This window comes from Bradyrhizobium sp. 4 (assembly GCF_023100905.1).
GTDB lineage: Bacteria > Pseudomonadota > Alphaproteobacteria > Rhizobiales > Xanthobacteraceae > Bradyrhizobium.
Map to the genome: position 1 here is coordinate 4,308,573 of NZ_CP064686.1, position 25,491 is coordinate 4,334,063.

Sequence of the window (25,491 nt, forward strand, 5' to 3'; positions counted from 1 at the left end):
CATCAATCGCCTGCGGCGGACCGCGGCGATCACGAGAGTCGTCAGGAAAATTGAGGCGGTGCGCGCGCCTGCGCGTTTGTGCCTTTATGGGCCGCGCCGGCGGATGCCTCCGCCGCGTGCCACACCACGCCCTCGGCGTGGCGGAAGGGAACGGAAAGCGCGGCGTGCGGCGGCGAATCGAGCGACGCGCCCACCTGCGCCAGGCAACAGAGGGCGCATGCACCGGCATGTGCGACCGGCGTACCCGCCGGATCGTTCAGGCCGCCTTGCTCGCCTGCGCTGTGGCAGATGACGGCGGCGGACAACGGATCGGCCACGGCTTGGCCGGCCGCCAGACAGGCGGCAATCGGCGCCAGCACCTGCATCACCAGGGCGAGCAGGACCAGAGGTAGGAATTTTTGCAGCCGTGCGCGCATCCGCCGAACCATTCGTTCGTCTACTAACTAAACACCGGCGGATGGCCAAGTCGAGCCCGGTTCCGCCGCCTCCTTAATCCAGCGCAAATTTCCCGGAAAACAGTGGTCCGGCCGCCCGCGGAGGGAATCTTCGGCATTTGAGGCAGTCGAGCACCCGGCCCCATCCACGGATTTCTTATATTTGTCATATGCTTACAGAGCCGAAAGCCCGATCATTTCGTCAATTGCTCGAATTTTGAACATTCGTTGCCGAAAATGATGACAAGTGAGAAAAGTTGATCTAGCATCCTCTTGCTCAGGCCGGCCGCGAGGTCGAAGTCTGGTGGTCCAAGTCTCGGGAGGAGCCCCTGACGCGCAAAATGCAGCGTCGCCCCGCCAATCAAGATCAAATCTTAGAATCGGGGATAATAGGGTCGACACAATTTTCGAGCGGGGCTAGGGCCCCGCTCTTTTTTTGTCTGCGGGGCTAAAGCACCGATGAATGCTTCTCCCAATCCGATCGAACAGAGCTTTGAACTTGCAGCCTCGCGCTGCACCGATCTCACGCCACACGTCTATCAGCGGCTGTTCGAACAGCATCCCGAAACACGGGCGATGTTCCGCACCCAAGGCAGCGAGCTCGTGATGGGATCGATGCTCGCACTCACGATCGAGGCGATTCTCGACTTCGCCGGTGATCGCCGTGGATATTTCCGGTTGATCGCGTGCGAGGTCGCCTCGCACGATGGCTACGGCACGCCGCGCGAGCTGTTCATCGCCTTCTTCGCCGTCATCAGGGATACGCTGCGCGATCTTCTCCGCGATGAATGGTCGCCGGACATCGCGCAGGCCTGGGGCCGACTGCTCATCGAGATCGACGCGTTCGCGGGTGTCCCGGCCTGACGCTTTGCGCTGCACCAACACGGGCTCGCGGCGACCCGCCGTTGATTGCGGATTGAGTGGCACCAACTCTTGTGAGACACTTTCGGACATCGGTCGCGCAATCAATGACGCGCCGAGATAAAATTGTATGGGAGCGAGCGATGTCCGGGACGAAAGATTTCTCGACGACGAGGCGCGATCTTCTTCAGGCGGCAGCAACCGCCGGCGCCGCGACTGCCATCCTCGGCAGCATGGGCATTAACCCCGCCCTTGCAGCCGAAGTCGGACGCAGCGAGAAGCCGCTGAAGGCGGCGTTCTCCAACGCAGGCCTCCAGGCCACCTGGTGCGCGCAGGGCAAGCAGGCCGCGGAATTCTGGGGCAAGCTGTTCAATGTCGAAGTCACCTGGTTCGACGGCCAGCTCGATGCGGTGAAGCAGCGCGCGGCGATCGACAACATGGCCTCGCAGAAATGGGACTTCGTCGCAATCCAGGCCTTTGGCATCGGCACCCTCACCCAGCCGGTGCAGAAGATGATCGACGCCGGCACGCCCGTGATCGACATGGACACGCTGATCGCGCCGCTGGACCAGATCAACGTCCACTCCTTCCTCGCCCCCGACAACGAGTTCATGGGCGCCTCAGTGACGCAGGCGCTGTGCAACGCCATGGGCGGCAAGGGCAAGATCATCATGACGCAAGGAGCCCTCGGCCACACCGGCGCGCAGGGCCGCGCCAAGGGCTTCAACAATGTCGTGAAGCAATTCCCCGGGGTCGAGGTGCTCGACACCCAGCCGGCCGACTGGGATGTGTCGAAGACCGCGCGTCTCTGGGAAACCTACCTGACCAAGTATCCGCAGATCGACGCGGCGTTCTTCCACAATGACGACATGGCGCTCGCGGCCGCCAACATCATGAAGGCGCGGGGCCGCACCAACATCCTGATCGGCGGCGTGGACGCGATGCCGCCGGCGATCCAGGCGGTCAGCGAAGGCCGCATGTTCGCCACCGTTCGCAATCCGTCCTGCCGGATTCATGGCGGCGCCGTCATCGCGGGCGTTTCCGCCGTGGTCGGCGGCGAAAAGAGCGGACAGGGCATTCCCAAGAACGTCGTCACCGACGGTCCTGTGGTGACCAAGGCCAACGCCGCCGGGATGCAGTGGATGCAGGATCACTTCCTGATCTGAGCCTCCATGCGAGAGGATCGTTCGCCTATCCTGGAACTGCAGGGCATCACGAAGAGCTTCGGCGGCGTCGAGGCGCTTCGTGGTGTCGACTTTGCGCTTCTCCCCGGCGAGATCCATGGTCTCGTCGGCGAGAACGGCGCGGGAAAAAGCACGCTGATGAAGATCATCGCCGGCGTGCACACCGAATTCTCCGGCCGCTTCCTGATCGACGGACAGGAGACGCATTTCCGCTCGGCCCGCGACGCCCACAGCGCCGGCATCGCCATGGTGCACCAGGAGCTGTCCGTCGCGCCCGACCTCACGGTCGCCGAGAACGTGTTCCTGGGCAACCAGCCGACCAACCAGCTCGGTCTGGTGCAGTGGCGGCGGATGGCGCGCGAGGCGGGCGAGCAGCTCGCCCGCTTCGGCATCGACGTCGATCCGATGAGCAGGCTCGGCGATCTCCCGATCGGGCTGCAGCAGCTGATCGAGATCGCGCGCGTGCTGTTCTCCGGCGCGCGCATCGTCATCCTGGACGAACCGACCTCCGCCCTCTCCCCACCCGAAGTCGAGCGACTGTTCGCGACGCTGCGGCGGCTGCGCGAGGAAGGCACGGCGATCGTCTTCATCTCGCATTTCATCGAGGACATCTTGCGCGTCTCCGACACGGTGACCGTGTTCCGCAACGGACGGAAGGTCGCGGAGACGGCAAGTGCCGCCACCAGCAAGGGCGCGCTGATCGAGGCCATGATCGGCCGCGGCGGCGAAGCGCTCGAGCACAGCTATAGCGACGATCTGATGCTGCCGCAGCCGAACGACAGCTCGGTGGTCCTGAAGGTCGACCAGCTGTCGCTGGCCCGCAGCCTGAAGGACATCTCCTTCGAGGCCCGTGCCGGCGAAGTGCTCGGCATCTACGGCTTCATGGGCTGCGGCCAGCAGGAGCTGTCGCGCATCTTGTTCGGCAAGCTGAAGCCGGACGGCGGCACGCTCGCGGTCGAGGGCAAGCCCAAGACGTTTGCCAGCACGGCAGCGGCGCGGCGCGCCGGCGTGGCGCTGGTGCCGGAGAGCCGGCGCGCAATGCTGTTTCACCAGGAGCCGGTTTACAAGAACATCTCGATCAGCATTCTCGATCGCATCTCGGCGTTGCTGCTCAAGCCGGCGCAGGAGCGCGACATTGCCCAGCGCCAGGTCGAGCAGCTCCAGATCAGGCCGCCGGTGGTCGGGCTCGATCTCGGCATGCTCTCCGGCGGCAATCAGCAGAAGGTCGCGCTGGCGAAATGGCTGACCTATCCGCCCAAACTCCTGGTGCTGTGCGAACCGACCCGCGGCATGGATGTCGGTGCCAAGAACGACGTCATCAACATCGTCCGCGATCTCCGCGCCAAAGGGCTTGCGATCATCGTGCTCTCGACCGAGCCGGAAACGGTGCTGTCGCTGGCCGACCGCATCCTCGTGCTCAAGCGCGGCGCATTGGTGCGCGAATTCAAGAACGAGCCGGTCAGCAAGGACCGCCTGCTGGAAGCGGCGTGACGGAGAAGCACACCATGGCGAGCAGTGACACGGCTTTGGCGGGGCAGCGGGCGCGAGGCTTAGCTCCGTTCCTGCGCTCGCAGATGCGCAACATCGCTCCGTTCCTGACGCTGATCTTTCTGTCCGGCTTCTTTGCGCTGGCCAGTCCCTCCTTCGCCACGCTGGACAATCTCGGCAACATCCTGACCCAGGTCTCGGTCACGGGAATCATCGCCGTCGGCCTCACCTTCGTGATTCTCTGCGCGGAGATCGACCTCTCGATTGCCAGCATCGCCAACGTCACCGGCATCGCGGTCGCCTACTTCACGCTCCAGGAATCCTACGTCAACATTCCCAACATTCCCCTGCCCGGCGCGGCGGCGATCCTGCTGGCCATTTTGCTCTGCGCGTTCCTCGGTCTCGTCAATGCACTGGGACTGACCGTGATCGGCATCCCTTCCTTCATCATGACCTTGGCGATGATGCAGATCGCGGCCGGAATCTCGGCGCTGCTGGTGCGCGGCCAGATCGCCTACAAGGTGCCCGGCGTGATCACCACGCTCGGCTCCGGATCGATCGGCGGCATCCCATGGATCGTCATCGTCGCCGCGATCATGCTGCTCTTGGGACATCTGGTGCTGACCTACACGCGCTTTGGCCGCTACGTCTACATGGTCGGCGGCAACCGCGAGGCGGCCGAATATTCCGGCCTCAACGTCAAGCTCATCCTCGGCGCAGTCATGGTGATCTCGGCGGTGTGCTCCGGTATCGGCGGCATGCTCGGTGTGGCGCATTTCGGCAGCGCGCAGCAGAACGAGTTCGATACCTATCTGCTCGACTCCATCGCCGCCGTCGTGGTCGGCGGCACCAGCCTGTTCGGCGGTCGCGGCGGCATCGGCAACACCATCGTCGGGCTCTTCGTCCTCGGTGTCCTCAATAACGGCCTTGACCACGTCAACATCGACAGCTTCCTGAAAATCCTGATCCGCGGCCTGATCCTGCTGGCGGCGCTGGTCATCAACGTCTATGCGCAGCGGCTGAGGGAGAAAGCGGTGGAATAGCCACCCCTCAAAACAAAAAGCGCGAAAACAACCCCATGCACAGTAGATACTGTGAGGGAATTCAACGAGTTATAAAATCCGAAATTGCGATGATGCGACCGCAGCGACGGTTTGACTCGTCGGGCAAAACAGGAGCAGGATGTCACGATGGCGCTTGCTCCGGTGCCTCCCCTCGTCATTGCGAGCGCAGCGAAGCAATCCAGACTGCCGCCGCGGAACGATTCTGGATTGTTTCGCTGCGCTCGCAATGACGGTGGGCAACAGAGGCAATCCCAAGATCACCTCGATCGCGGAGCATGAGACCGCCGCCTAGCTCTCCGCCTTCTCATCCGGCGCAAGCCGCGAGAACCGGAAATTGCAGTGGCTCGCACCGCCCGCGAGCGTCTGCGCCCTCTCCAGGTGGATGCCTCGCGCTGCGTAGGCGACGAAATCGAGCCCGCAAATATTCGGCAGGATGTCCTTGTCGCCATGGCGCGCCGCCAGCTTGCAGAAGCCGCAAGCCTTGTAGTTGATGCCGAATTCAAAACTGTCACCCGTATCAGGCTCGACGAAATCGTAGACGAAATCTTCCGGAAACTCGGTCTGATGGCTTTCGGTCGCGCTTCTTGCCGCCTGCTCGCGCAGCAAGGCCAGGTTCTCCGGCGACATGAACTGACGACCCGAGGCGAGACGATCCGCTTCCGACACGGTGAGCAATTGCGCCTTGTAGGTTTCCCGCTCGATCTCGCCGATCACAGGCACTGGGACGCCGTGGCGTCGCAACACCCGGCTGATCGCCGTGAAGCCCATGAGACGCATGAAGAAATCGCTCATGCGGCTCGCCGCGCCGCCGACATAGGGCATCTGGGTGAGCACGATGTCGAATTCGTCCATCACTTCCTGCCTGATCCCGTCGATCCCGGAAAGCTGCGCGCGCTCGCGCAACATCGCTTCGGCCAGGTCGAGCCGATCGCGCATGGCGGCCTCCATTGCACCGCGATGCGCCTCGTAAAACGGATGGATGATGTCAGCCATAGAGCACCTGATATGATTGGTTCATTGCAATGTCGGCGGGTTTCATTCGGCGGCGATCGCCTCGATCTCCAGCAGCCATTTGCTGTCGACGGTCTCGACGATCACGACCGTCAGCGCGGGCTGATGTTCGCCCAGCATCGCGCGACGAATGGAGCGGTTGGTCACGAGTTGATTGCGGTCGGTCAGGAACGTGTTGACCTTGACCAGATGCGCGATGCCGAGGCCGGCGGCGGCGAGCACCTCGATCACGTTGCGCCAGGCCTGCTCGCACTGCGCCTCAAAACCGTCAGGGACGGCGCCGTCGGTCGTCTCAGGCACCTGGCCGCTGATGAACAACAGGCGGCGATGCTGCGTCAGTTCAAGCCCCATGCTGTAGCCGCCGGCGGGCGCGTGGACCGTTGCGGGATTGTGGCTGACGATGTGAGCTGGCGGCATGGGGTTTCTCCGGATTGCGGGCTGACCGTAGCCGGCGCCATCACCGCTTCGCAAAGCATCATTGCTGCGGTTCAACGCAAGAAAATCTATTGCAAGGCCGCAGCCCATCGGTGTCAAAATGGAGCCCGATGACCTACGCCCTTCCCCCACTCAACGCGCTCCGCGCCTTCGAGGCCGCCGCCCGGCATCTCAGTTTCAAGCTGGCCGCATACGAGCTGCACGTGACCCCCGCCGCCGTGGGGCAGCAGGTGAAAGCGCTGGAGGCGCGCCTCGGCGTGCAGCTGTTCGAGCGGCTGCACAAGCAGCTCATCCTCACCGCGGCCGGTCAGGCCTATCTGCCCGGGGTCTCCGAAGGCTTTCGCCACATCGCGGAGGCGACCTCGCACTTGAGACCGGCAGGTGCGGTGCTGCTGCAATTGGGCGTCCATGGCAGCTTCGACCTCCGCCGCCTCGATCTGGCGGCGTTTCGCAGCACGCATGCGGAGATCGGCTTGCGGGTGCTGCATCCGGCCGGCCTGCAGGAATTGCTCGAGGGCAAGGTCGACCTGCTGATCGCCCGAGGTCTGGGCCACCATCCGGGCTATCGCTGCGACCGGCTCGATGAGGGATCGGGTCTCGGTGACTGGCTGGTTGCGCCTGAAGGCACCGCGGATTGTCCGGAGGTCGTCAGTTTTCGCGTGTGGTTGCGCGCCCTGCCGGCCGAGAACTCAGTAGCTAATCGCCGCCCTCGTCTGGTCGGCAGCAGACGATAAGCTTGACCGGAACCTCAACAACCGTTGCCGGGACCAGGTTTTGAAACGTCGGGCGAAAACAGAGCACGATTTCATTATGGCGCGGGTGCCTGTGTAGACCCGTCATCCTGAGGTGCGAGCCTTGCGTGCAACGCATCGCAAGGTGAACCTCGAAGGATCAACGGCCGAGACACAGCCGGGCCGTCGCCCTTCGAGGGCCGCTGAAGAAGCGGCCACCTCAGGGTGACGGTGATAGACCGACGCTCGCTGCCGCAATCTCCTCGCTCCGCCAGCACCTCACCGCGTGCCCGTCCGCTCGCGTCTCCAGCACCGGCCCCGGCTCGCTCCGACATACATCCTCCGCATATCGGCACCGCGGGCTGAAGGCGCATCCGTTCGGCGGATTGAGCGGGTTGGGAAGGTCGCCGCCTGTCGTCGCCAGCGGTGCATGACGCAAGGGATCGGGGATGGCGGCGATCAGGGCTTGCGTATAGGGGTGCGCCGGCCGCTCGAAGATCTCGCGCCAGTGGCCGTTCTCGACGATGCGGCCGAGATACATCACGGCGACCTTGTCGCTCATGTGTTCGACGACGCCGAGATCGTGGCTGATCATGATGTAGGAGAGACCGAGGGTTTCCTTCAATTCCAGCAGCAGATTGATGATCTGGGCGCGGATCGAGACGTCGAGCGCCGAGACGGGCTCGTCGCAGATGACGATCCTGGGATTGAGGATCAGGGCGCGGGCAATGCCGATGCGCTGGCGCTGGCCGCCCGAGAATTCATGCGGGTAGCGGTCGGCCTGCTCAGGCCGCAGGCCCACATGCCGCAGCATCTTCGCGACGCGGTCCTCGATCTCGCTCTTGGCCGTGACGCCATGCACGCGCAGGGGATCTTCCAGCGTGCGGCGAACGGTCTGGCGCGGATTGAGCGAGGCATAGGGATCCTGAAACACGATCTGCACGATGCGGGCCAGCGCCTTCCGATCGCCGGATGGCCGGTTGGTCACGTCCTGTCCGTCCAGCACGATGCGGCCGCGCGTCGGGGTCACCAGGCCAAGGATCGACAATGCGACCGTCGACTTGCCGGAGCCGGACTCGCCGACGAGGCCGAGGCATTCGCCGCGCTTCAGGGTGAGATCGACCCCGTCGACGGCACGGAGCAGCCGCCGGCCCCGCCCCAGCAGGCCGCCTCCGAGCGGAAAATGGACCGCGAGATCCCTCACGCTGAGAATGACATCGTCGTCCGGCCGCGTCTCATCCAACCTGTCTTGCGGCTCATGCATGGTGGTGACACCTGACCAGACCGCCGGCCTCCAGAAAATCCGCTCCCGGCGCGACTGTCCGGCAAATATCGGTCGCCTGGGCGCAACGCGGATTGAACCGGCAGCCGTCGGGGAAATTCGTGATGGCCGGGACCACACCTGCGATCTCCGTCAGCCGTGTGCGGCCAAGCGCGGCGCGACTGCCGAGCCGCGGCAGCGAGGCGACCAGGCCTCGCGTATAGGGGTGCGAGGGTGCCCGGAAAATATCAGCCGAGCCGCGCTCCTCGACAATGCGGCCGGCATACATCACGGCCACGCGGCGACAGACATTGGCGACCAGCCCGAGATCGTGGCTGATCATCAGGATCGCGGTTCCCCGCTCGGCGCATAAATTCCGCATCAGTTCGATGATTTCGGCTTGCACGGTGACGTCGAGGGCCGTTGTCGGTTCGTCGGCGATCAGGAGATCCGGACCGCAGGCGAGCGCGATGGCGATCATCACGCGCTGGCGCATGCCACCGGACAGCTGGTGCGGGTAGTCCTTCACGCGCCGCTCGGGCGCGGGAACGCGGACGCTCGCCAGCGCCTCGACCGCTAGCCTGTCGGCTTCCCGCCAGCTCTTGCCCTTGTGCAGCACGAACATCTCGGCGATCTGCCGGCCCACCGGCGAGACCGGGTTCAGCGCCGTCATCGGCTCCTGGAAGATCATGGCGATGCGATTGCCGCGCAGCTCCCGTTGCCTGGCCGCTGAAAGGTGCTGGATCTCCCGCCCCTCAAACCGGATGACGCCGCCGCCGATCGACAACGGCTGCCGCAACAGGCCGATCAAGGCGAGCGCCGTGATGCTCTTGCCGCAGCCGGATTCGCCGACCAGGCCGAAGGTCTCGCCGCGATCGATGCGGAATGAAATGCCCTCGGCCGCCGCAACGCGCCGCGATCCATCATCGAGATCGATGCGCAAATCCTCGACCTCGATCAGCGGCGCGCCCGTCATGTGCGCCGGCTCCGCGATTGCGGATCGAGAATGTCGCGCAGTCCGTCGCCGAGCAGATTGAGGCCGAGCACCGTCAGGAAGATGGCAAGGCCGGGAAACACCGAGAGCCACGGCGCCGTCGTGATCTGGTCGCGGGCGTCCGACAGCATGCTGCCCCAGCTCGGAAACGGCGGCCGGACGCCGAGGCCGAGAAACGACAATGCGGCTTCTGACAAGACCGCGCTGCCCATGCCGAGCGTGCCGATGACGACGATCGGCCCTAGCATGTTGGGCAGCAGCTGCGTGATCATGATGCGCAGATCGCCGTAGCCGAGCACGGTCGCGGCCTGCACATAGCCCTGGCTCCTCAGCGACAGCGCCGAGGCCCGCGCGATCCGGCACGTGAAGGACCAGTTGGTCAAACCGAGTGCGATCAGCAGGCTGGTGAGGCCGGGACCGAGCACCGCCATGATGGCCAGCGCGAAGATCAGGGATGGGATCGCGAGCATGAGATTGGTCAGGCCGTTGACGACATCGTCCCACCAGCCGCCCCAATAGCCGGCGCTCAGGCCCAGCGCCACGCCGATGACGCTGTTGATGAGCTGCGAGACGATGCCGACCGTCAGCGAAACGCGCGCGCCGTAGACGACGCGGGAATAGATGTCGCGGCCCTGGTCGTCGGTGCCGAACCACCAGGTCCAGCTCGGAGGCTCCTCCGCGTTGAGCAGATTGGCATCCAGGACGGGATCGGTATGCGCCAGCCAGGGCGCGAGCAGACCGACCAGGATTGCGAGCGCGAACAGCGCGCCACCGATGATGAGATTGGCGCGCAGCTTCATGCGTATCGGATCCTGGGATCGATCACCCCATAGAGCACGTCGATCAGCAGATTGATCGCGAGAAAGGACAGCACCACGACAAGAATGGAGCCCTGGACGGCCGGAATGTCGCGCTGCAGGACACTGTCGACCAGCAGCGAGCCGATGCCCGGCCAGGAGTACAGTTTCTCGACCACGACCGCCTGCCCCATCAGCGCGCCGAACTGGAGGCCGACGGTGGTGAGAATGATGACGAGCGCGTTGCGCATCACATGCCACTTCACGACCCGCGTCTCGCTCATGCCCTTGGAGCGCGCGGTGCGGACGAAATCCGCGGTCATGATCTCGAGGACCGCGGCGCGCGTGGTCCGGGCGAACAGCGCCATCGGCGAGACGCCGAGCGTCACGGCCGGAAGGATCAGGTACTTCAGTCCGCCATCGCCATAGCCGAAACTCGGCAGCCAGCCGAGCTTCAACGCAAACAGATACATCAGCACCAGTCCGAGCCAGAATTTGGCGATCGAAAGGCCTGACACCGCCACGACCATGGCCAGCGTGTCGACGATGCCTCCCGGCTTGAGCGCGGCGATGAAACCCAGGGGAACGCCGATCACGACAGAAAACGCCATGGCGGTGAAGATGAGCTGGAGCGTCGGCCATATCCGTTTGGCGATCATGAACGTCACAGGCTCGCGCGTCCGGAACGAGGTGCCGAAATCGCCGGTCGCAAGCTTGGCGATGTAGGTGCCGAAGCGGACATAGACGGGATCGTCGAGCCCGAGTTGCTTCTTCATGCGCAGCTCGACCTGCGGATCGGCATCGTCGCTCATGGACGAGACGATGCTGCCGGGAGCGACGCTGAACAGCACGAACACCAGAGCCACCACGGCGAGCACGGTCGGAATGGTCTGCAGCAGGCGGCGGAACAGGAACGAGAGCATCGGCACTTTTCCTCTCCCCCTCCGTCGTTCATGGCGACGGAGGGAGCGCGAGAGCGTGTGTCACTTCGCGGGCGAGGTCTCGTCGACCCAGAGGTCTTCGACGTTCTGATGGGTCAGCTCCGTCGCGTTCAGCTGAATCCCCTTGAGCCACGGCTGCACCGCCATGACCGCCTTGTTGTAGTTGAAGAACCAGACCGGCGCCTCTTCGTAGAGAACAGCATTGGCCTTTTGCAGCAGCTGGGTACGCTTTGCAGCGTCATCGGACTGCCCGGCCTCGTCGATCAGCTTGTCGAACTCGGCATTCTTGAAGTTCATGTAGTTGCAGGCCGACTGCGGCGTCGATGAGTGGAAGCATTTGAGGGCGGCCTGGGGATCGGGTCCGGTCGCCTGCGAATAGACGAAGGCCTGGTAGTCGCCGCTGCGGACCACCTCCGCCAGCACCGCGGTCTCGACCTGCTTGACCTTGGCTTTGATGCCCACCCGGTCCAGCATCGGGATCACGGCCGAGACGATCGGCAGACCCCAGCTCTCGTTCTGGCTGGTGGTCCATTCGAATTCGAAGCCTGAGGGATAGCCGGCGTCAGCGAGCAGCTGCTTGGCCTTGGCAGGATCGAAGGCGTAGGGCTTCAAGGCCTTGTCGTAGGCGGGAGAGGTCAGCGGCAGCCAGCTGGTCGCGCGATAGGCCTTGCCCTTGACCAGCTTGTTGATGATCAAATCGGTATCGATCGCGTAGTTGATCGCCTGCCGGACCCGCTTGTCGGCAAATGGCTTGAATGCGGGATTCATCCCCATGTAGCGGGTGAAGACCTCGGCGACCTCGACGACGGTGCCCTTGAGGTCGGCGTCGTTCTGATAGGCGACATATTGCGCCGGTCCCAGCACGGAGGTGTCGATCTCCTTGTTGCGGAAAGCGACATCGCGGGCCGCGGCCTCGCCCATGACCGACACGATGATCTTGTCGGCGTAGGGCTTGCCGGGCTTGTAGAACCGGTCCCATCGTTCCAGAACGATGCGCGATCCCGGCACGTGCTCGACGAATTTGAAGGGCCCTAGACCGATCGGCTTCTGGAGAAAGCTCTCCTTGGCGGCTTCGTCGGCGGGATAGATCGATGTGATTGCGTTCCAGAAGTAGAAGCCAGGATCGACTTTCTCGGTCAGCTTCATCTCGATGGTAAACTCGTCGATCTTCTTCAGGCCGGAGATCTCCTTGGCCTGGCCCTTCTCGACCGCCGCCGCGCCCTCGATCACGCGGACATAGCGCGCGCCGGGATAAGCCTTGGTGCCGTCCATGATGCGGTTGTAGGTCCAGATGACGTCGTCGGCCGTCATCTTGCGGCCGTTGTGGAAATAGGCGTCGTCGCGCAGCTTGAAGGTGTGGACGAGACCGCCGCCCGAGACGACGTCCTCCTTGGCAAGCTCCAGAACCGGCTTGCCTTCCGTGGAATTCCAGATGTAGAGCGACCGGTGCAGGGCCTTGGCGTAGATCTCGTCCTGGGCGCGCTGCGTGGTGTGAATGTCCAAGCTTGTGAAGCTCGACCCATAAGGCGCGGTCATGCGGACGGTTCCGCCCTTGCGCGGTGTCTGGGCCTCCGCCGAGGCCGCCAGTGCCAGCCCCAGACCCGCGACGATCGCCACTATCCTGAACATCATGGTCCCTCCGACAACGCAAGCCGTGCTCTGGTCCGAGAGTTGACCATCCACGGCGGGTCGAGCGCAAGCGCCTTGAAGGGGTTGACGTATGCGAGCGTCGCGCGGGCCCCGCCGATTTGCGAAGACGCCCGCTAGAACTCCGGCTGCCAGTCGCGCAATTTTCGCGCTGCAGAAGTAACGTCCGCGATGGCCGGAAACGCCCCCGCCTCCAGCATCAGCGCGCGCGCCAGCCGCACCGCGCGTGCTTCGCTGGTGGCGCGCCGGCGCGGATCATCGATCAGCTCGAAATCGATATTGTGGGCGAGGCCGAAGATGCGGCGGATGGTTTTTGCCGCGGCGAAACCGACCGTATCCGCGAACAGCCGCTGCATGTAGGCCTGCCGCTCGGCCTCCAGCCGTGCCGCGCCTGTCTCGCCGGCGAAGAGCGAGGCGGGATAGGCATCGCCTGCGGCGCCAGCGCGCCAGAGATCGAGGAACTTGCGGGCGAACGCGTTCCAGACCTGCTCGACCGTTTCCAGCACCCAGGCTTCGAAGGCACGCCGCTCGCCCGGCACGCGCTCATGGCCGGCGGAGGCAAAATAGGCCATCAGCAGGTTGGCCAGCACGGCGCCGACATCGAAACCCATCGGGCCGTAGAACGCGAATTCGGGGTCGATCACCCGCGTCTGGCTCTCCGTCACCATGATCGAGCCGGTGTGCAGGTCGCCGTGGAGCAGCGCCTCGGGGCTCGCCATGAACTTCAGCTTCAGCCGGGAGATCGCGACATGCAATTCCATGTCCTCGCGCAGCTCTGCGGCGAGCGCATCGAGATATGGCGCGGTCCAGCGGTTTTGCTCGGCGATCCGGTAGGGATCGGTGAAGATCAGATCCTCGGTGATCTTGCACAGCGCATGGTTGCCGGCGAAGGCTGCGATACCCTGCTTCTTCTCGGCCGCCGACAGCGCGAGGTCGGAGGTGAAGAACAAGGTCTGCGCCATGAAGGTGGTGATGTCATCGACAAAGCGCGGATATTGCGAGCCTGCAACCATCCCCTTGCGCATGATGATGTGGGGCTCGAGCAGCTCCATCACCGTCAGCGCCAGGGCCTCGTTGTGATGCAGCAGCGCCGGCGCGAGGCCGGGCGCGAGCTCGGCCTGCCGCGACAAAGCGAGATATTCGTAATGAGCCCGGGACAGCGGCAGCGGCCAGCTCTCGCCAACCAGGCGGACATAGGGCAGCGCCTGCTTCACGGCGACGCCGCCACGGCCGCCCTTCACGATGAAAACGAGATTGAGATTGCCGTCGCCGACTTCGGTGATCGACCAGGAGGCCGGCTCGCCACCGAGGGTCGCAGCGATATCCGCAACGCCTGCGAGATAATCCCGCAAGTCAGCCTCATGCAGAATCCGGTAGTCCCCCTGCCCCTGCGCCATGACGATCCCATCCCATATAGGGGCCGGATCGTTACTCCCGCTCCAGGAAGCTCGAGCCGATCTCGGCCTTTCTTTTGATCGGATCGTAATCACAATAGACGCTGTCCGCCACCAGCGTGTAGCTGGCGCTGACGGTGTATTTGTCTGTTTTGACCGAGTTCAGGCCAATCACCGCGGTGCTCTTGCCTCCGTTCCACTTGAACGGCGTCGAGCTCTTGGCCTGCTCGCAGGCGACCACGGCCTCGTTGAAGACGTAGCCCTCGACGAACGCCTTCAGGGTGCGCACCTGCACGGCCATCTTCCACTCGAAATAGCCGATGGCACCGAGGCCGGCGACGATCAGCACCAGAAGCGCGACGACGATCCGCTGAAAAGTCATTGGTCCCCCAACAAAGCCAACCAAAAATTCTTAGAACGGCATGCCCATCAATTTCGACAGGCGTTCGATCGAGAGATAGCCGGCGTGATAGGCGACCATGGCGATCCCATAGATGATGGCCGAGATGATCGTGGTCCAGATCAGCTTGCTCCTCATTCGCGTCAGGATCGGCGCGCCGGGGTCGCTGCCCGGCACTCCGACGCCGTCCTCGTGCTGGCTGCGCACGCCGAACGGCAGCGTCAGGAACAGCGCGACCCACCAGATGACGAAGTAGATCGCGATTGCGGTTGAGATCTGGATGGCCATGGTTTCGGCCTATGCCTGCTCGATTTCGACCAGCGCGCCGGAAAAATCCTTCGGGTGCAGGAACAGCACCGGCTTGCCGTGGGCGCCGATCTTCGGCACGCCGTCGCCGAGCACCCTTGCGCCCTCCTTCACCAGCGTGTCGCGCGACGCGATGATGTCGACCACCTCGTAGCAGACGTGGTGGATGCCGCCGTCGGCGTTGCGGTCGAGGAACTTTGCGATCGGCGAGGCTTCGCCGAGCGGCTCGATGAACTCGATCTTGGTGTTGGGCAGCGTCGCGAACACGGTGGTGACGCCATGCTCGGGCAGCGCGACGGCCTCCGAGATCTGGGCCCCGAACGCGGCGCCATAGATCCTGGCGGCCTTGACGGCGTCCTTGGTCGCGATCGCGACATGGTTGAGCCGGCCCAGCATTGTGCTTCTCCCGTTACACTGTCAGGACGTGTACCAGACAGGGGGGCTTTTTACCCCAATGTTCGTTGATCACGGAGCGGACAGCGCGTCGCACCGACTCCGCCAGCGCATCCGCGTCGCGACGGCGCGCCTTCGGCAGGCCCTCGACGGTGGAGACCACGGCGTCGAAGACGATGTCGTCGAAGGGCTCGCCCGCTCTGTTCTTCTCGGGGATGCCGACCAGTTCGACCGCGGGATCGTCGGCAAGCTCGCCCTGCTCCGTCATGACGATGGCGACAAAGGCGCAGCCGGAGAAGGCCATGCGGCGCCGCTCGACCACCGCGCGGGACTTGGAGTCCTCCAGAATCGTGCCGTCCTTGTAGAGACGGCCCGCAGGCACTTGCCCAATGATGCCGGGATCGCCGGGGCCGAGCTTGACCAGATCGCCGTTGCGGCAGACCAGTACGCGCGGCACGCCGGCGGCACGCGCGAGCTTGGCGTGCTCGTTCAGGTGCAGGGCCTCGCCATGGACCGGGATCAGGAGCTGCGGCCTGGTCCAGGAGATCATGTCGCGCAATTCGTCGCGGCGGGGATGACCGGAGACATGGACCAGCTGGTCGCGGTCGGTGATGACCTCCACGCCCTGCAAGACCAGGCCATTGATGATCGCGCCGACCGCCTTCTCGTTGCCGGGAATGGTGCGCGAGGAGAAGATGACGCTGTCGCCGCGATTGAGCGTGATCTCGGGATGGTCGTCATTGGCGATGCGCGCCAGCGCGGCACGGGGCTCGCCCTGGCTGCCGGTGCAGAGCGCCAGCACCTTGTCCTGCGGCAGATGACCGTAGACCTCGGCGGAGCGGAAGCTCTGCACGCCGTCGAGATAGCCGGTCTCGCGCGCGACCTGCACCACGCGTTCCATGGCGCGGCCGACCACGACGACCTCACGGTCGGCGGCCTTCGCGGCGATGGCGACGGCCTTGAGGCGCGCGACGTTGGAGGCAAAGGTCGTGACCGCGACGCGGCCCTTGGCGGCCTTGACCAGCTCGGTGATGGATTTGGCAACCTCGGCTTCCGAGGGCGAGCGGCCGTCGCGCACGGCGTTGGTGGAATCGCCGATCAAGGCGAGCAGGCCCGCATCGCCGAGCTCCCGCAGCCGCTTTTCGTCGGTCGGGCGGCCGATGATCGGGGTCGGATCGATCTTCCAGTCGCCGGTGTGCAGCACCGTGCCAACGTCGGTGTGAATCGCCAGCGCATGCGACTCCGGAATCGAATGCGCGACCGGAATGAACTCGACGTTGAACGGGCCGATATCGACGCGCCCGCCCGACGGCACCACCGTCACCGGGATCTTCGGCGCATTGCGCTCGGCGGCGCATTTGGCCTCGAACAGCGCGGCGCTGAACTGGGTCGCGTAGATCGGGCATTTCAGCTTCGGCCACAGGTCGATGATGGCGCCGAAATGGTCCTCATGGGCGTGGGTCAGCACCAGCCCCATCAGGTTCTTGCGTTCCTTCTCCAGGAAGCTGACGTCCGGCATGATCAGGTCGATGCCCGGCAGATGCTCCTCGTCGCCGAAGGACACGCCGAGATCGATCGCCAGCCAGGCCCGCTGCTGGCGGTTGCCGAGGCCGTAGATCGACAAATTCATGCCGATCTCGCCGACCCCGCCGAGCGGTGCAAATACCAGTTCTTCAGGCTTCGCCATCACGCAGCTCCCACGGAGGCGACCGTGCCGAAGAACACCTCGCCCGCGGCCACCGGCACGCGCCGGCCCTCCGCGGTGCGGACGATCAGGCAGCCGGTGTCGTCGATCGTGTCAAAAATGCCTTCCAGCGTCATCACTCCCGTGTGGATCGCGACCCGCTCGCCGAGGCCGGCGGCGCGCTCCAGCCACAATTTGCGAATTTCGGCAAAGCCGCGACCATTGTCCCAGATACCGCGGAATTCCACCCAGGCATCGGAGAGCGCCGAGAACAACTCCTCCGCGCTGATTTGGACGCCGAGCGCGGCCAGTGACACCGCCGGTGTGGGCGTGCCCTCGGGCGCGGCGACGACGTTGGTGCCAATGCCGACAACGATGGCGAGACGCTCGGCGATGGCTTCGGCCTCCAGGCCGATGCCGACCAGCTTCTTGCCGCCGGCCAGCACGTCGTTAGGCCATTTCAGGGTGTAGCGGGGACGGCCCTCGCCGAGGCGCAGTGCCGCCTCCAGGCTGACCTTCTCCAGGGCGGCCTCCTCGGCCAGCCCGGCCGCAAAGCCGATCGTCGCGGCGACGGAAGGGGCGACGTCGAGGACTTCGAGGACGCTGGCTGCTAGGTTACCCTTCGGTGCGATCCAGGCGCGTTGGCGGCGGCCACGGCCGGCGGTCTGCTCCGACGTCACGAACCACATCGGGCCGCGTTCGCCGCCCCTTGCGTGCTCGATCGCCTCGGTATTGGTCGAGCCGGTCCGTTCGAAAGCTGCGAGCTTGTAGCCCGCCGACGCCGCACGAGGACCGAGCGCGAATGCCATCCTAGAACAGCGACTTTGCCGCGGCGGAGGCAACGCTCACCACGGGACCTGCGAACAGGGCGAACAGAATGTTGAACAGGCCCGCGACCGCCAGCACCGTCTTGACTTCGACGCGCACCGGATCGACCTGTCCGGCCGGCTCGTCGAAATACATCGTCTTGACGATGCTGAGATAGTAGTAGGCGCCGACCACGCTGGTCAGCACGCCGATGACGGCGAGCGTGAACAAATTCGCCTTGATGGCGGCGACGAAGACGTACCATTTGGCGAAGAAGCCGGCGAGCGGCGGAATGCCGGCGAGCGAGAACAGCAGCATCGCGAACATGAAGGCGAGCAGCGGATTGGTCCGCGAGAGCCCCGCGAAATCGCTGATCTGCTCGACCGGCTGGCCGTTGCGCTTCATGGCCAGGATGATGGCGAAGGAGCCCAGCGTCATCGCGACATAGATCACGATGTACATCAACACGCCCTGCGCGCCCTCGACCGTGCCTGCGGCAAGACCGACCAGGGCAAAGCCCATATGGCCGATCGAGGAATAGGCCATCAGGCGCTTGATGTTGCTCTGTCCGATCGCGGCGAACGAGCCGAGCGCCATCGAGGCGATCGCCACGAACACCAGGATCTGCTGCCACTGCGAGACGATGCCCGGGAATGCGGTCAGCGTAACGCGGGTGAAGACCGCGAGCGCGGCCACCTTCGGCGCCGAGGCGAAGAAGGCTGTCACCGGCGTCGGCGCGCCCTCGTAGACGTCGGGCGTCCACATGTGGAACGGAACCGCCGAGACCTTGAAGCAGAGGCCGGCGAGCAGGAACACGAGGCCGAACACCAGGCCGACATTCGAGATCGTCGCGGCCGCCGCGATGCCGGTGAAGGCGACCGTGCCGGTGAAGCCGTAGATCAGCGAGGAGCCGTAGAGCAGCATGCCTGAGGACAACGCGCCGAGCACGAAGTACTTCAGGCCGGCTTCGGTCGACTTGGCGTTGTCGCGGTTGGAGGCCGCCACGACGTAGAGTGCCAGCGACATCAATTCGAGGCCGAGATAGAGCGAGATCAGATCGCCGGCCGAGATCAGCACCATCATGCCGAGCGTCGAGAGCAGCACCAGGATCGCGTATTCGAAGATGCGGCGCGACGGATCCGACAGGAACTCGGTCGACAGCACCAGCGTCACCGCCGAGCCGATCAGGGCCAGGATCTTCATGAAGCGGGCAAAATCATCGACGATGAAGCTGCCGCCGAAGGTCACGTGCTTGCCCGCGGGCAACATGTATTCGAGCACGCCGACCACGATCAGGAGCAGCACCGCGAGCGTTGTGACCGTCTTGGTGGTCTCCTGCCCGCGATAGGCGCCGAGCATCAGGAGTGCCATCGCCCCGACCGCGAGCACGAGCTCGGGCAGCACCGGCGCCAGTTGATAACCTGCAGTCTCAAAGCTCATGGCGATATCCTGACCTGCCCGCTCACTGGAGCAGTGCGGCGGCCTTCACGGCCGTCACAGCGGTGTTGTAATTGTTGACGAGTTGCTGGACCGAGGCCGCCGACATGTCGAGCACCGGCTTCGGATAGATGCCGAACAGGATCGTCAGCGCGATCAACGGGAAGAGCGTCAGGCCCTCCCGGAAGGTGAGATCCTTCATGCTCGCCAGCGACGGCTTGACCAGCGCCCCGAACACGACCTTGCGGTAGAGCCACAGCGCATAGCAGGCCGAGAGGATCACGCCGAAGGTGGCGAAGAACGCGGTCGGGATCGAGACCTTGAAGGTGCCGAGCAGCGTCATGAACTCGCCGACGAAGCCGGAGGTGCCGGGCAGGCCGACATTGGCCATGGTGAAGACCATGAAGGTCAGCGCGTAGAGCGGCATCCGGTTGACGAGGCCGCCATAGGCCGCGATCTCGCGGGTGTGCATGCGGTCATAGACGATGCCGACGCAGAGGAACAGCGCGCCGGAGACGATGCCGTGCGAGATCATCTGGAACACGCCGCCGGCGACGCCCTGCATGGTGCCCGCGAAGATGCCCATGGTGACGAAGCCCATATGCGCCACCGAGGAGTACGCGATCAGCTTCTTCATGTCCTCCTGCATCAGCGCCACCAGCGAGGTGTAGATGATGGCGATGGCCGAGAGCGTGAACATCAGCGGCGCGAAGTCATGCGAAGCGAGCGGGAACATCGGCAGCGAGAAACGCAGGAAACCGTAGCCGCCCATCTTCAGCATGATCGCCGCCAGGACCACCGAGCCCGCGGTCGGCGCCTCGACGTGGGCGTCGGGGAGCCAGGTGTGCACCGGCCACATCGGCATCTTCACCGCGAACGAGGCGAAGAAGGCAAGCCACGCCCAGGTCTGCAGCGAGCGCGGCACGGCGGTGTGCATCAGGGTCGGGATGTCGGTGGTGCCGCCGTTCCAGTACAGCGCCATGATGGCAAGCAGCATCAGCACCGAGCCGAGCAGCGTGTAGAGGAAGAACTTGAAAGACGCATAGACCCGGCGCGGACCGCCCCAGACGCCGATGATCAGGAACATCGGGATCAGGCCGCCTTCGAAGAACAGGTAGAACAGCACGAGATCGAGCGCCGAGAAGGTGCCGATCATCAGCGTTTCCAGGATCAGGAACGCCATCATGTATTCGCGGACGCGGTTGGTGATCGCCTTCCAGCTCGCGATGATGCAGAACGGCATGATGGCGGTGGTCAGGATCACCAGCGGCAACGAGATGCCGTCCACGCCCATGTGGTAGGTGATGCCGGTGGCGAGCCAATTCGCCTTCTCGACGAACTGGAAGTCGGCGCTCGACGCATCGAACCGCATGACCAGGATCACCGACACCGCGAAGGTGATCAGCGTGGTCCACAGCGCGATCCAGCGCGAGTTGCGCCTGGCCGCCTCGTCATCGCCGCGGCTGAGATAGACGATCAGCGCGCCGACCAGGGGCAGGAACGTCGTGACGGATAGAATTGGCCAGGTCGTCATTTTACTGGCCCCCAAAGCCGAACATGAACCAGGTGATCAGGCCGGCGGCACCGATCAGCATGGCGAACGCGTAGTGGTAGAGATAGCCGGTCTGGATTTTCACGACGTTGCGGGTGACGTCCAACACCCGGGCAGAGACGCCGTCGGGGCCGAGGCCGTCGATGATGAAGCCGTCGCCCTTCTTCCAGAGCTGGTAGCCAATCCACTTCGCCGGACGGACGAAGATGATGTCGTAGAGCTCGTCGAAGTACCATTTGTTGAGCAGGAACTTGTACAGCATCGGCTGCGTGTTCGCGAGCTCGACCGGCAGATAGGGCCGGCGGATGTAGAACAGGTACGACACCAGGAAACCCAGCACCATCATCACCGTCGGCAGGAAGGCGATGGTCTCGGGGATGTGGTGCATCTCCTCGATGATGTGCGGATTCATCTTCACGGATTCGCGGAAGAACTCCTCGATGCCGTGACCGGCGAACAGCTCCTTGAACGGGAAGCCGGCCAGGATGGAGCCGACCGCGAGCACACCGATCGGGATCAGCATCCAGATCGGCGCTTCATGCGCAGCCTCGTAGTGATGATCGTCATGCGGCTCGCCGTGGAAGGTCTTGAAGATCAGGCGCCACGAGTAGAACGAGGTCAGGCCGGCCGCGACGACCGTCATCAGGAAGCCGTACATCGCGAACGGATTGTGCGAGGCGTAGGCCGACTCGATGATCGCGTCCTTGGAGAAATAGCCGGCGGTGAGCGGGAAGCCGGTGAGCGCGAGCGTGCCGACCACCATCACTGCGTAGGTGTAGGGGATCTTGCGCCAGAGGCCGCCCATGTTGCGGATGTCCTGCTCGTGATGCATCGCGTAGATCACCGAGCCGGAGCCCAAGAACAACAGCGCTTTGAAGAAGGCGTGCGTGAACAAATGGAACATGCCGACCGAATAGGCCCCTGCCCCCATCGCCACGAACATGTAGCCGAGCTGCGAACAGGTCGAGTAAGCGACGATGCGCTTGATGTCGTTCTGGACGAGGCCGATGGTCGCCGCGAAGAACGCCGTGGTGGCGCCGAAGAACATCACGACGGCCTGCGCGTTCGGCGCGAGCTCGAACAGCGGCGACAGACGCGCCACCATGAACACGCCGGCGGTGACCATGGTCGCGGCATGGATCAGCGCTGACACCGGGGTCGGGCCTTCCATCGCGTCCGGCAACCAGGTGTGCAGCAGGAACTGCGCCGATTTGCCCATCGCGCCCATGAACAGCAGCAGGCAGGTCAGGGTCAGCGCGTCGGCGTGCCAGCCGAGGAAGTCGATGGTCTTGCCGGTCAAGCCGGGCGCAGCGTGGAAGATGGTCTCGAAATCGGTCGAGCCGGCCAGCAGGAAGATCGCGAAGATGCCGAGCGCGAAGCCGAAATCGCCGACGCGGTTGACCACGAAGGCCTTGATGGCGGCGGCGTTCGCCGACGGCTTCTGGTACCAGAAACCGATCAGGAGGTAGCTCGCCAGACCCACGCCTTCCCAGCCGAAGAACAGCTGCACGAGGTTGTCGGCGGTCACCAGCATCAGCATGGCGAAGGTGAACAGCGAGAGATAGCCGAAGAAGCGCGGCCGGTTCGGATCCTCGTCCATGTAGCCGATGGAATAGAGGTGCACGAGCGAGGACACGGTGGTCACGACCACCAGCATCACGGCGGTGAGCGTGTCGACCCGCAGCGTCCAGTAGACCTGGAGATCGCCGGAGAGGATCCACGGCAGCAGCGGAATGCGGATGTCGTGGTGCATGAAGCCGACATCGACCAGCGTCATCCAGGACAGCGCAGCCGACACGAACAGCAATGCCGTGGTGATCAGCTCGGCGCCGCGCGAGCCCGCCGCGGGCGGCTCGGAGACGTGGTGGTCGTCGTGGCCGTCGCCGGGTTCGTGGTGAGTTTCGTGGATGACCGACGCATCCTCGTTGATCGTATCGGACGCATGGGCGTGCGCGCCATGACCGTGATCATCGTGATGCTCGACCGTGTCGCCCGAGGGGTTGCGGGCATGCGCGCCGAACAGCGCGATGAGGCCGGCCAGAATGGCGCCCAGCAGAGGCAGAAAGACGATTGCCTGGACCATGATTTAATCTTTCCGCATGATCTGGTCGGAAAACCGGTGTCCACTTTTCCGGATCATGCGATCAGCCCTTCATCAGATTGACGTCCTCAACCGCGATCGAGCCGCGGTTGCGGAAATAGACCACCAGGATGGCGAGACCGATTGCGGCTTCAGCGGCCGCGACGGTGAGCACCAGGAGCGCGAAGACCTGCCCGACGATGTCGCCGAGGAAGGTCGAGAACGCCACGAGGTTGACGTTGACCGCGAGCAGGATCAGCTCGATCGACATCAGGATGACGATGATGTTCTTGCGGTTCAGGAAGATGCCGAGGATCCCGAGCGTGAACAGGATCGCGCCGACCGCCAGATAGTGTCCGAGCCCGATCGTCATTTCACCCACTCCGCCGCGTCCGAATCCTGGAGCCCCTGCCCCGGCGCCACCTTGCGGATCGCCATCGCTATTTCGGGCGTGCGCGCGTTCTGAACGTTGATGTCCTGCCGCTTGACACTGGCCTTGTGCCGCAGCGTCAGCACAATAGCGCCGATCATCGCGACCAGCAGCACCATGCCCGAGAGCTGGAAGTAGTGGATGTACTTGGTATAGAGCACCAGGCCCAGCGCCTCGGTATTGGAGACGTTGGCCGGGATCGCCGCCGTGATCGTCTTGGCGACGCCGGGGTTGATGACCCAGAAGCCGACCGTAAGCAGCAGCTCGAACAGGAAGATGCCGCCGATCACGAGGCCGACCGGGAGGTACTCGATGAAGCCCTCGCGCAGCTCAAGGAAGTCGACGTCGAGCATCATGATCACGAACAGGAACAGCACCGCGACCGCGCCGACATAGACGACGATCAGGATCATCGCCAGGAACTCGGCGCCCATCAGCACGAACAGGCCGGAGGCGTTGACGAAGGCCAGGATCAGGTACAGCACGGAGTGCACGGGATTGCGCGAGACAATCACCATCACCGCCGAGGCGACACAGACGCCGGCGAACAGATAGAAGAACAGCGCGGGAAGGATCATGCTCTCATCTCACCGGTACGGCGCGTCGAGTTCGATCGCTTTCGCGATCTCGCGTTCCCAGCGGTCGCCATTGGCGAGCAGCTTGGCCTTGTCATAGAACAGTTCCTCGCGGGTCTCGGTCGCGAACTCGAAGTTCGGACCTTCGACGATGGCATCGACCGGACAGGCTTCCTGGCAGAGGCCGCAATAGATGCACTTCACCATGTCGATGTCGTAGCGCACGGTGCGGCGGGTGCCGTCGTTGCGGCGCGGGCCGGCCTCGATGGTGATGGCCTGGGCCGGGCAAACCGCTTCGCACAGCTTGCAGGCGATGCAGCGTTCCTCGCCGTTCGGATAGCGGCGCAGCGCATGCTCGCCGCGGAAGCGCGGCGAGATCGGGCCCTTCTCGAACGGATAGTTCAGCGTCGGCTTCGGCTGGAAGAAATAGCGCATGGCGAGGAAGAACGCCGAGACGAATTCCGACAACAGGAGCGAGCGTGCAGTGGCGTTGATGTTGATACCCATGACGGCCCTCACTTCGGCGCGATGCCGGCAAAGTGCAGCACACCGGCCACCACGATCACCATCGCCAGCGACAACGGCAGGAACACCTTCCAGCCGAGACGCATCAGTTGATCGTAGCGGTAGCGCGGCACGATCGCCTTGGCCATCGCGAACAGGAAGAACATGAAGAAGAGTTTCAGCGAGAACCAGATGATGCCCGGCACCCAGTTGAAGGGCGGCAGGTCCACCGGCGGCAGCCAGCCTCCGAGAAACAGGATCGTCGCCATCGCGCACATCGTGGCAATCGCGACATACTCGCCGAGCATGAACAGAAGATACGGCGTCGAGCCGTACTCGACCATGAAGCCGGCGACGAGCTCGGATTCCGCTTCGACGAGGTCGAACGGCGGGCGGTTGGTTTCCGCCAGCGCCGAGACGTAGAAGATCACGAACATCGGGAACAGCGGCCAGACGTACCAGTTCAGGATCGTGAGCTGCGGCAACCCGATCAGGCTGGCGAGGCCGCGGACATGCTGCGCCTCGACCACGGCCGAGAGGTTCAGCGTGCCGGCGCAGAGCAGCACCGTGATGATGACGAAGCCGATCGAGACCTCATAGGACACCATCTGCGCCGCCGAGCGCAGCGCCGCCAGGAACGGATATTTCGAGTTCGACGACCAGCCGGCCATGATGATGCCGTAGATCGACAGCGACGAAATCGCGAAGATGAAGAGAACGCCGACATTGATGTCGGAGATCACCCAGCCCAGATTGGTCGGGATCACCGCCCAGGCGGCGAGCGCGAGCACGCATGAGACCAAGGGAGCAAGGAGAAACACGCCCTTGTTGGCGCCGGACGGGATGATCGGCTCCTTCAGCACGAACTTCAGGAGGTCGGCGAAGGATTGCAGCAGGCCCCAGGGACCGACCACGTTCGGGCCACGGCGGATCTGCACCGCCGCCCAGATCTTGCGGTCGGCGAGCAGGATGTAGGCGATCGCCACCAGCAGGACGACCAGCACCAGGACGCTCTCCGCGATCATGATGATCAGCGGCCAGAGGAACCCGGTCCAGAAGGCGCTTTCGAAGAATTCCATCA

Annotated in this window: 26 protein-coding genes; 5 read left to right on the forward strand and 21 right to left on the reverse strand. The window is 64.1% G+C overall.

The window, feature by feature from the left end:
- Nucleotides 1–41: 41 nt before the first annotated feature.
- Complete coding sequence (locus tag IVB45_RS20180; RefSeq protein ID WP_247356296.1) at nucleotides 42–416, reverse strand: DUF2946 family protein; 375 nt, start codon at nucleotides 414–416, stop codon at nucleotides 42–44.
- A 477-nt stretch (nucleotides 417–893) separates the two neighbouring features.
- Between IVB45_RS20180 and IVB45_RS20185 the strand changes: the two genes are divergently transcribed.
- From IVB45_RS20185 to IVB45_RS20200, 4 genes are all read left to right on the forward strand, one after another.
- Nucleotides 894–1,298, forward strand: a complete 405-nt coding sequence (locus IVB45_RS20185; RefSeq protein WP_247356295.1) for a globin — start codon at nucleotides 894–896, stop codon at nucleotides 1,296–1,298.
- Between the two features lie 140 nt (nucleotides 1,299–1,438).
- Complete coding sequence (locus tag IVB45_RS20190; protein WP_247289500.1) at nucleotides 1,439–2,461, forward strand: sugar ABC transporter substrate-binding protein; 1,023 nt, start codon at nucleotides 1,439–1,441, stop codon at nucleotides 2,459–2,461.
- Nucleotides 2,462–2,467: 6 nt separating this feature from the next.
- The gene (locus tag IVB45_RS20195) at nucleotides 2,468–3,970 is read left to right on the forward strand and encodes a sugar ABC transporter ATP-binding protein (protein ID WP_247356294.1); all 1,503 of its coding nucleotides are present in this window, start codon (nucleotides 2,468–2,470) and stop codon (nucleotides 3,968–3,970) included.
- A gap of 14 nt (nucleotides 3,971–3,984) precedes the next feature.
- Entirely contained in the window at nucleotides 3,985–5,010 is a 1,026-nt protein-coding gene (locus tag IVB45_RS20200) for an ABC transporter permease (protein ID WP_247356293.1), read from the forward strand.
- Nucleotides 5,011–5,319: 309 nt separating this feature from the next.
- Here the strand turns inward: IVB45_RS20200 and IVB45_RS20205 are convergent, their stop codons facing one another.
- Both IVB45_RS20205 and IVB45_RS20210 read right to left on the reverse strand, forming a co-directional pair.
- Complete coding sequence (locus tag IVB45_RS20205) at nucleotides 5,320–6,024, reverse strand: L-2-amino-thiazoline-4-carboxylic acid hydrolase (protein ID WP_247356292.1); 705 nt, start codon at nucleotides 6,022–6,024, stop codon at nucleotides 5,320–5,322.
- Between the two features lie 42 nt (nucleotides 6,025–6,066).
- A complete protein-coding gene (locus IVB45_RS20210) occupies nucleotides 6,067–6,459 on the reverse strand; it encodes a RidA family protein (RefSeq protein ID WP_247356291.1) in 393 nt (130 codons plus the stop codon).
- A 128-nt stretch (nucleotides 6,460–6,587) separates the two neighbouring features.
- Between IVB45_RS20210 and IVB45_RS20215 the strand changes: the two genes are divergently transcribed.
- Complete coding sequence (locus tag IVB45_RS20215) at nucleotides 6,588–7,211, forward strand: LysR family transcriptional regulator (RefSeq protein ID WP_247356290.1); 624 nt, start codon at nucleotides 6,588–6,590, stop codon at nucleotides 7,209–7,211.
- A gap of 217 nt (nucleotides 7,212–7,428) precedes the next feature.
- Here the strand turns inward: IVB45_RS20215 and IVB45_RS20220 are convergent, their stop codons facing one another.
- The 18 genes from IVB45_RS20220 to nuoH form a co-directional block, all read right to left on the reverse strand.
- Complete coding sequence (locus tag IVB45_RS20220; RefSeq protein WP_247356288.1) at nucleotides 7,429–8,472, reverse strand: oligopeptide/dipeptide ABC transporter ATP-binding protein; 1,044 nt, start codon at nucleotides 8,470–8,472, stop codon at nucleotides 7,429–7,431.
- Nucleotides 8,465–9,445 (reverse strand): ABC transporter ATP-binding protein, encoded by a 981-nt coding sequence (locus IVB45_RS20225; RefSeq protein WP_247356286.1) that lies wholly within the window; start codon nucleotides 9,443–9,445, stop codon nucleotides 8,465–8,467. Before IVB45_RS20225 ends, IVB45_RS20220 begins: the two co-directional genes overlap by 8 nt.
- Nucleotides 9,442–10,263 carry an ABC transporter permease gene (locus IVB45_RS20230; RefSeq protein WP_007603580.1) on the reverse strand — a complete coding sequence of 274 codons (822 nt, stop codon included), beginning with the start codon at nucleotides 10,261–10,263 and terminating at the stop codon, nucleotides 9,442–9,444. The genes IVB45_RS20225 and IVB45_RS20230 overlap by 4 nt, the downstream gene beginning before the upstream one ends.
- Nucleotides 10,260–11,183, reverse strand: a complete 924-nt coding sequence (locus IVB45_RS20235; protein ID WP_247356401.1) for an ABC transporter permease — start codon at nucleotides 11,181–11,183, stop codon at nucleotides 10,260–10,262. The genes IVB45_RS20230 and IVB45_RS20235 overlap by 4 nt, the downstream gene beginning before the upstream one ends.
- Nucleotides 11,184–11,243: 60 nt before the next feature.
- Nucleotides 11,244–12,833 (reverse strand): ABC transporter substrate-binding protein, encoded by a 1,590-nt coding sequence (locus IVB45_RS20240; protein ID WP_247356284.1) that lies wholly within the window; start codon nucleotides 12,831–12,833, stop codon nucleotides 11,244–11,246.
- A 131-nt stretch (nucleotides 12,834–12,964) separates the two neighbouring features.
- Nucleotides 12,965–14,245: an S-methyl-5-thioribose kinase gene (gene mtnK, locus IVB45_RS20245; RefSeq protein ID WP_247356283.1), complete on the reverse strand. Its 1,281-nt coding sequence runs from the start codon at nucleotides 14,243–14,245 to the stop codon at nucleotides 12,965–12,967.
- A 31-nt stretch (nucleotides 14,246–14,276) separates the two neighbouring features.
- Nucleotides 14,277–14,624, reverse strand: a complete 348-nt coding sequence (locus IVB45_RS20250; protein WP_027518238.1) for a hypothetical protein — start codon at nucleotides 14,622–14,624, stop codon at nucleotides 14,277–14,279.
- Between the two features lie 30 nt (nucleotides 14,625–14,654).
- Nucleotides 14,655–14,930 (reverse strand): DUF1467 family protein, encoded by a 276-nt coding sequence (locus tag IVB45_RS20255; RefSeq protein ID WP_027518239.1) that lies wholly within the window; start codon nucleotides 14,928–14,930, stop codon nucleotides 14,655–14,657.
- A gap of 9 nt (nucleotides 14,931–14,939) precedes the next feature.
- Nucleotides 14,940–15,344, reverse strand: a complete 405-nt coding sequence (gene mce, locus IVB45_RS20260) for a methylmalonyl-CoA epimerase (protein ID WP_106944962.1) — start codon at nucleotides 15,342–15,344, stop codon at nucleotides 14,940–14,942.
- Nucleotides 15,345–15,357: 13 nt separating this feature from the next.
- Nucleotides 15,358–17,028 (reverse strand): ribonuclease J, encoded by a 1,671-nt coding sequence (locus IVB45_RS20265; protein ID WP_247356282.1) that lies wholly within the window; start codon nucleotides 17,026–17,028, stop codon nucleotides 15,358–15,360.
- Complete coding sequence (locus IVB45_RS20270; RefSeq protein ID WP_247356281.1) at nucleotides 17,028–17,834, reverse strand: biotin--[acetyl-CoA-carboxylase] ligase; 807 nt, start codon at nucleotides 17,832–17,834, stop codon at nucleotides 17,028–17,030. Before IVB45_RS20270 ends, IVB45_RS20265 begins: the two co-directional genes overlap by 1 nt.
- Before the next feature lies 1 nt (nucleotide 17,835).
- Nucleotides 17,836–19,272 carry an NADH-quinone oxidoreductase subunit NuoN gene (gene nuoN / locus IVB45_RS20275; RefSeq protein ID WP_007610975.1) on the reverse strand — a complete coding sequence of 479 codons (1,437 nt, stop codon included), beginning with the start codon at nucleotides 19,270–19,272 and terminating at the stop codon, nucleotides 17,836–17,838.
- Between the two features lie 22 nt (nucleotides 19,273–19,294).
- Nucleotides 19,295–20,803 (reverse strand): NADH-quinone oxidoreductase subunit M, encoded by a 1,509-nt coding sequence (locus IVB45_RS20280; RefSeq protein WP_027567194.1) that lies wholly within the window; start codon nucleotides 20,801–20,803, stop codon nucleotides 19,295–19,297.
- 1 nt (nucleotide 20,804) lies between these two features.
- Nucleotides 20,805–22,904, reverse strand: coding sequence for an NADH-quinone oxidoreductase subunit L (nuoL, locus tag IVB45_RS20285; RefSeq protein ID WP_027567195.1), 2,100 nt, complete (start codon nucleotides 22,902–22,904; stop codon nucleotides 20,805–20,807).
- Nucleotides 22,905–22,965: 61 nt separating this feature from the next.
- Nucleotides 22,966–23,274, reverse strand: a complete 309-nt coding sequence (nuoK, locus tag IVB45_RS20290) for an NADH-quinone oxidoreductase subunit NuoK (RefSeq protein WP_007603558.1) — start codon at nucleotides 23,272–23,274, stop codon at nucleotides 22,966–22,968.
- Entirely contained in the window at nucleotides 23,271–23,909 is a 639-nt protein-coding gene (locus IVB45_RS20295) for an NADH-quinone oxidoreductase subunit J (protein WP_027518246.1), read from the reverse strand. Before IVB45_RS20295 ends, nuoK begins: the two co-directional genes overlap by 4 nt.
- A 9-nt stretch (nucleotides 23,910–23,918) precedes the next feature.
- Nucleotides 23,919–24,407, reverse strand: coding sequence for an NADH-quinone oxidoreductase subunit NuoI (nuoI, locus tag IVB45_RS20300; RefSeq protein ID WP_026232873.1), 489 nt, complete (start codon nucleotides 24,405–24,407; stop codon nucleotides 23,919–23,921).
- A gap of 14 nt (nucleotides 24,408–24,421) precedes the next feature.
- Entirely contained in the window at nucleotides 24,422–25,489 is a 1,068-nt protein-coding gene (gene nuoH / locus IVB45_RS20305) for an NADH-quinone oxidoreductase subunit NuoH (RefSeq protein ID WP_007603555.1), read from the reverse strand.
- Nucleotides 25,490–25,491: the final 2 nt, after the last annotated feature.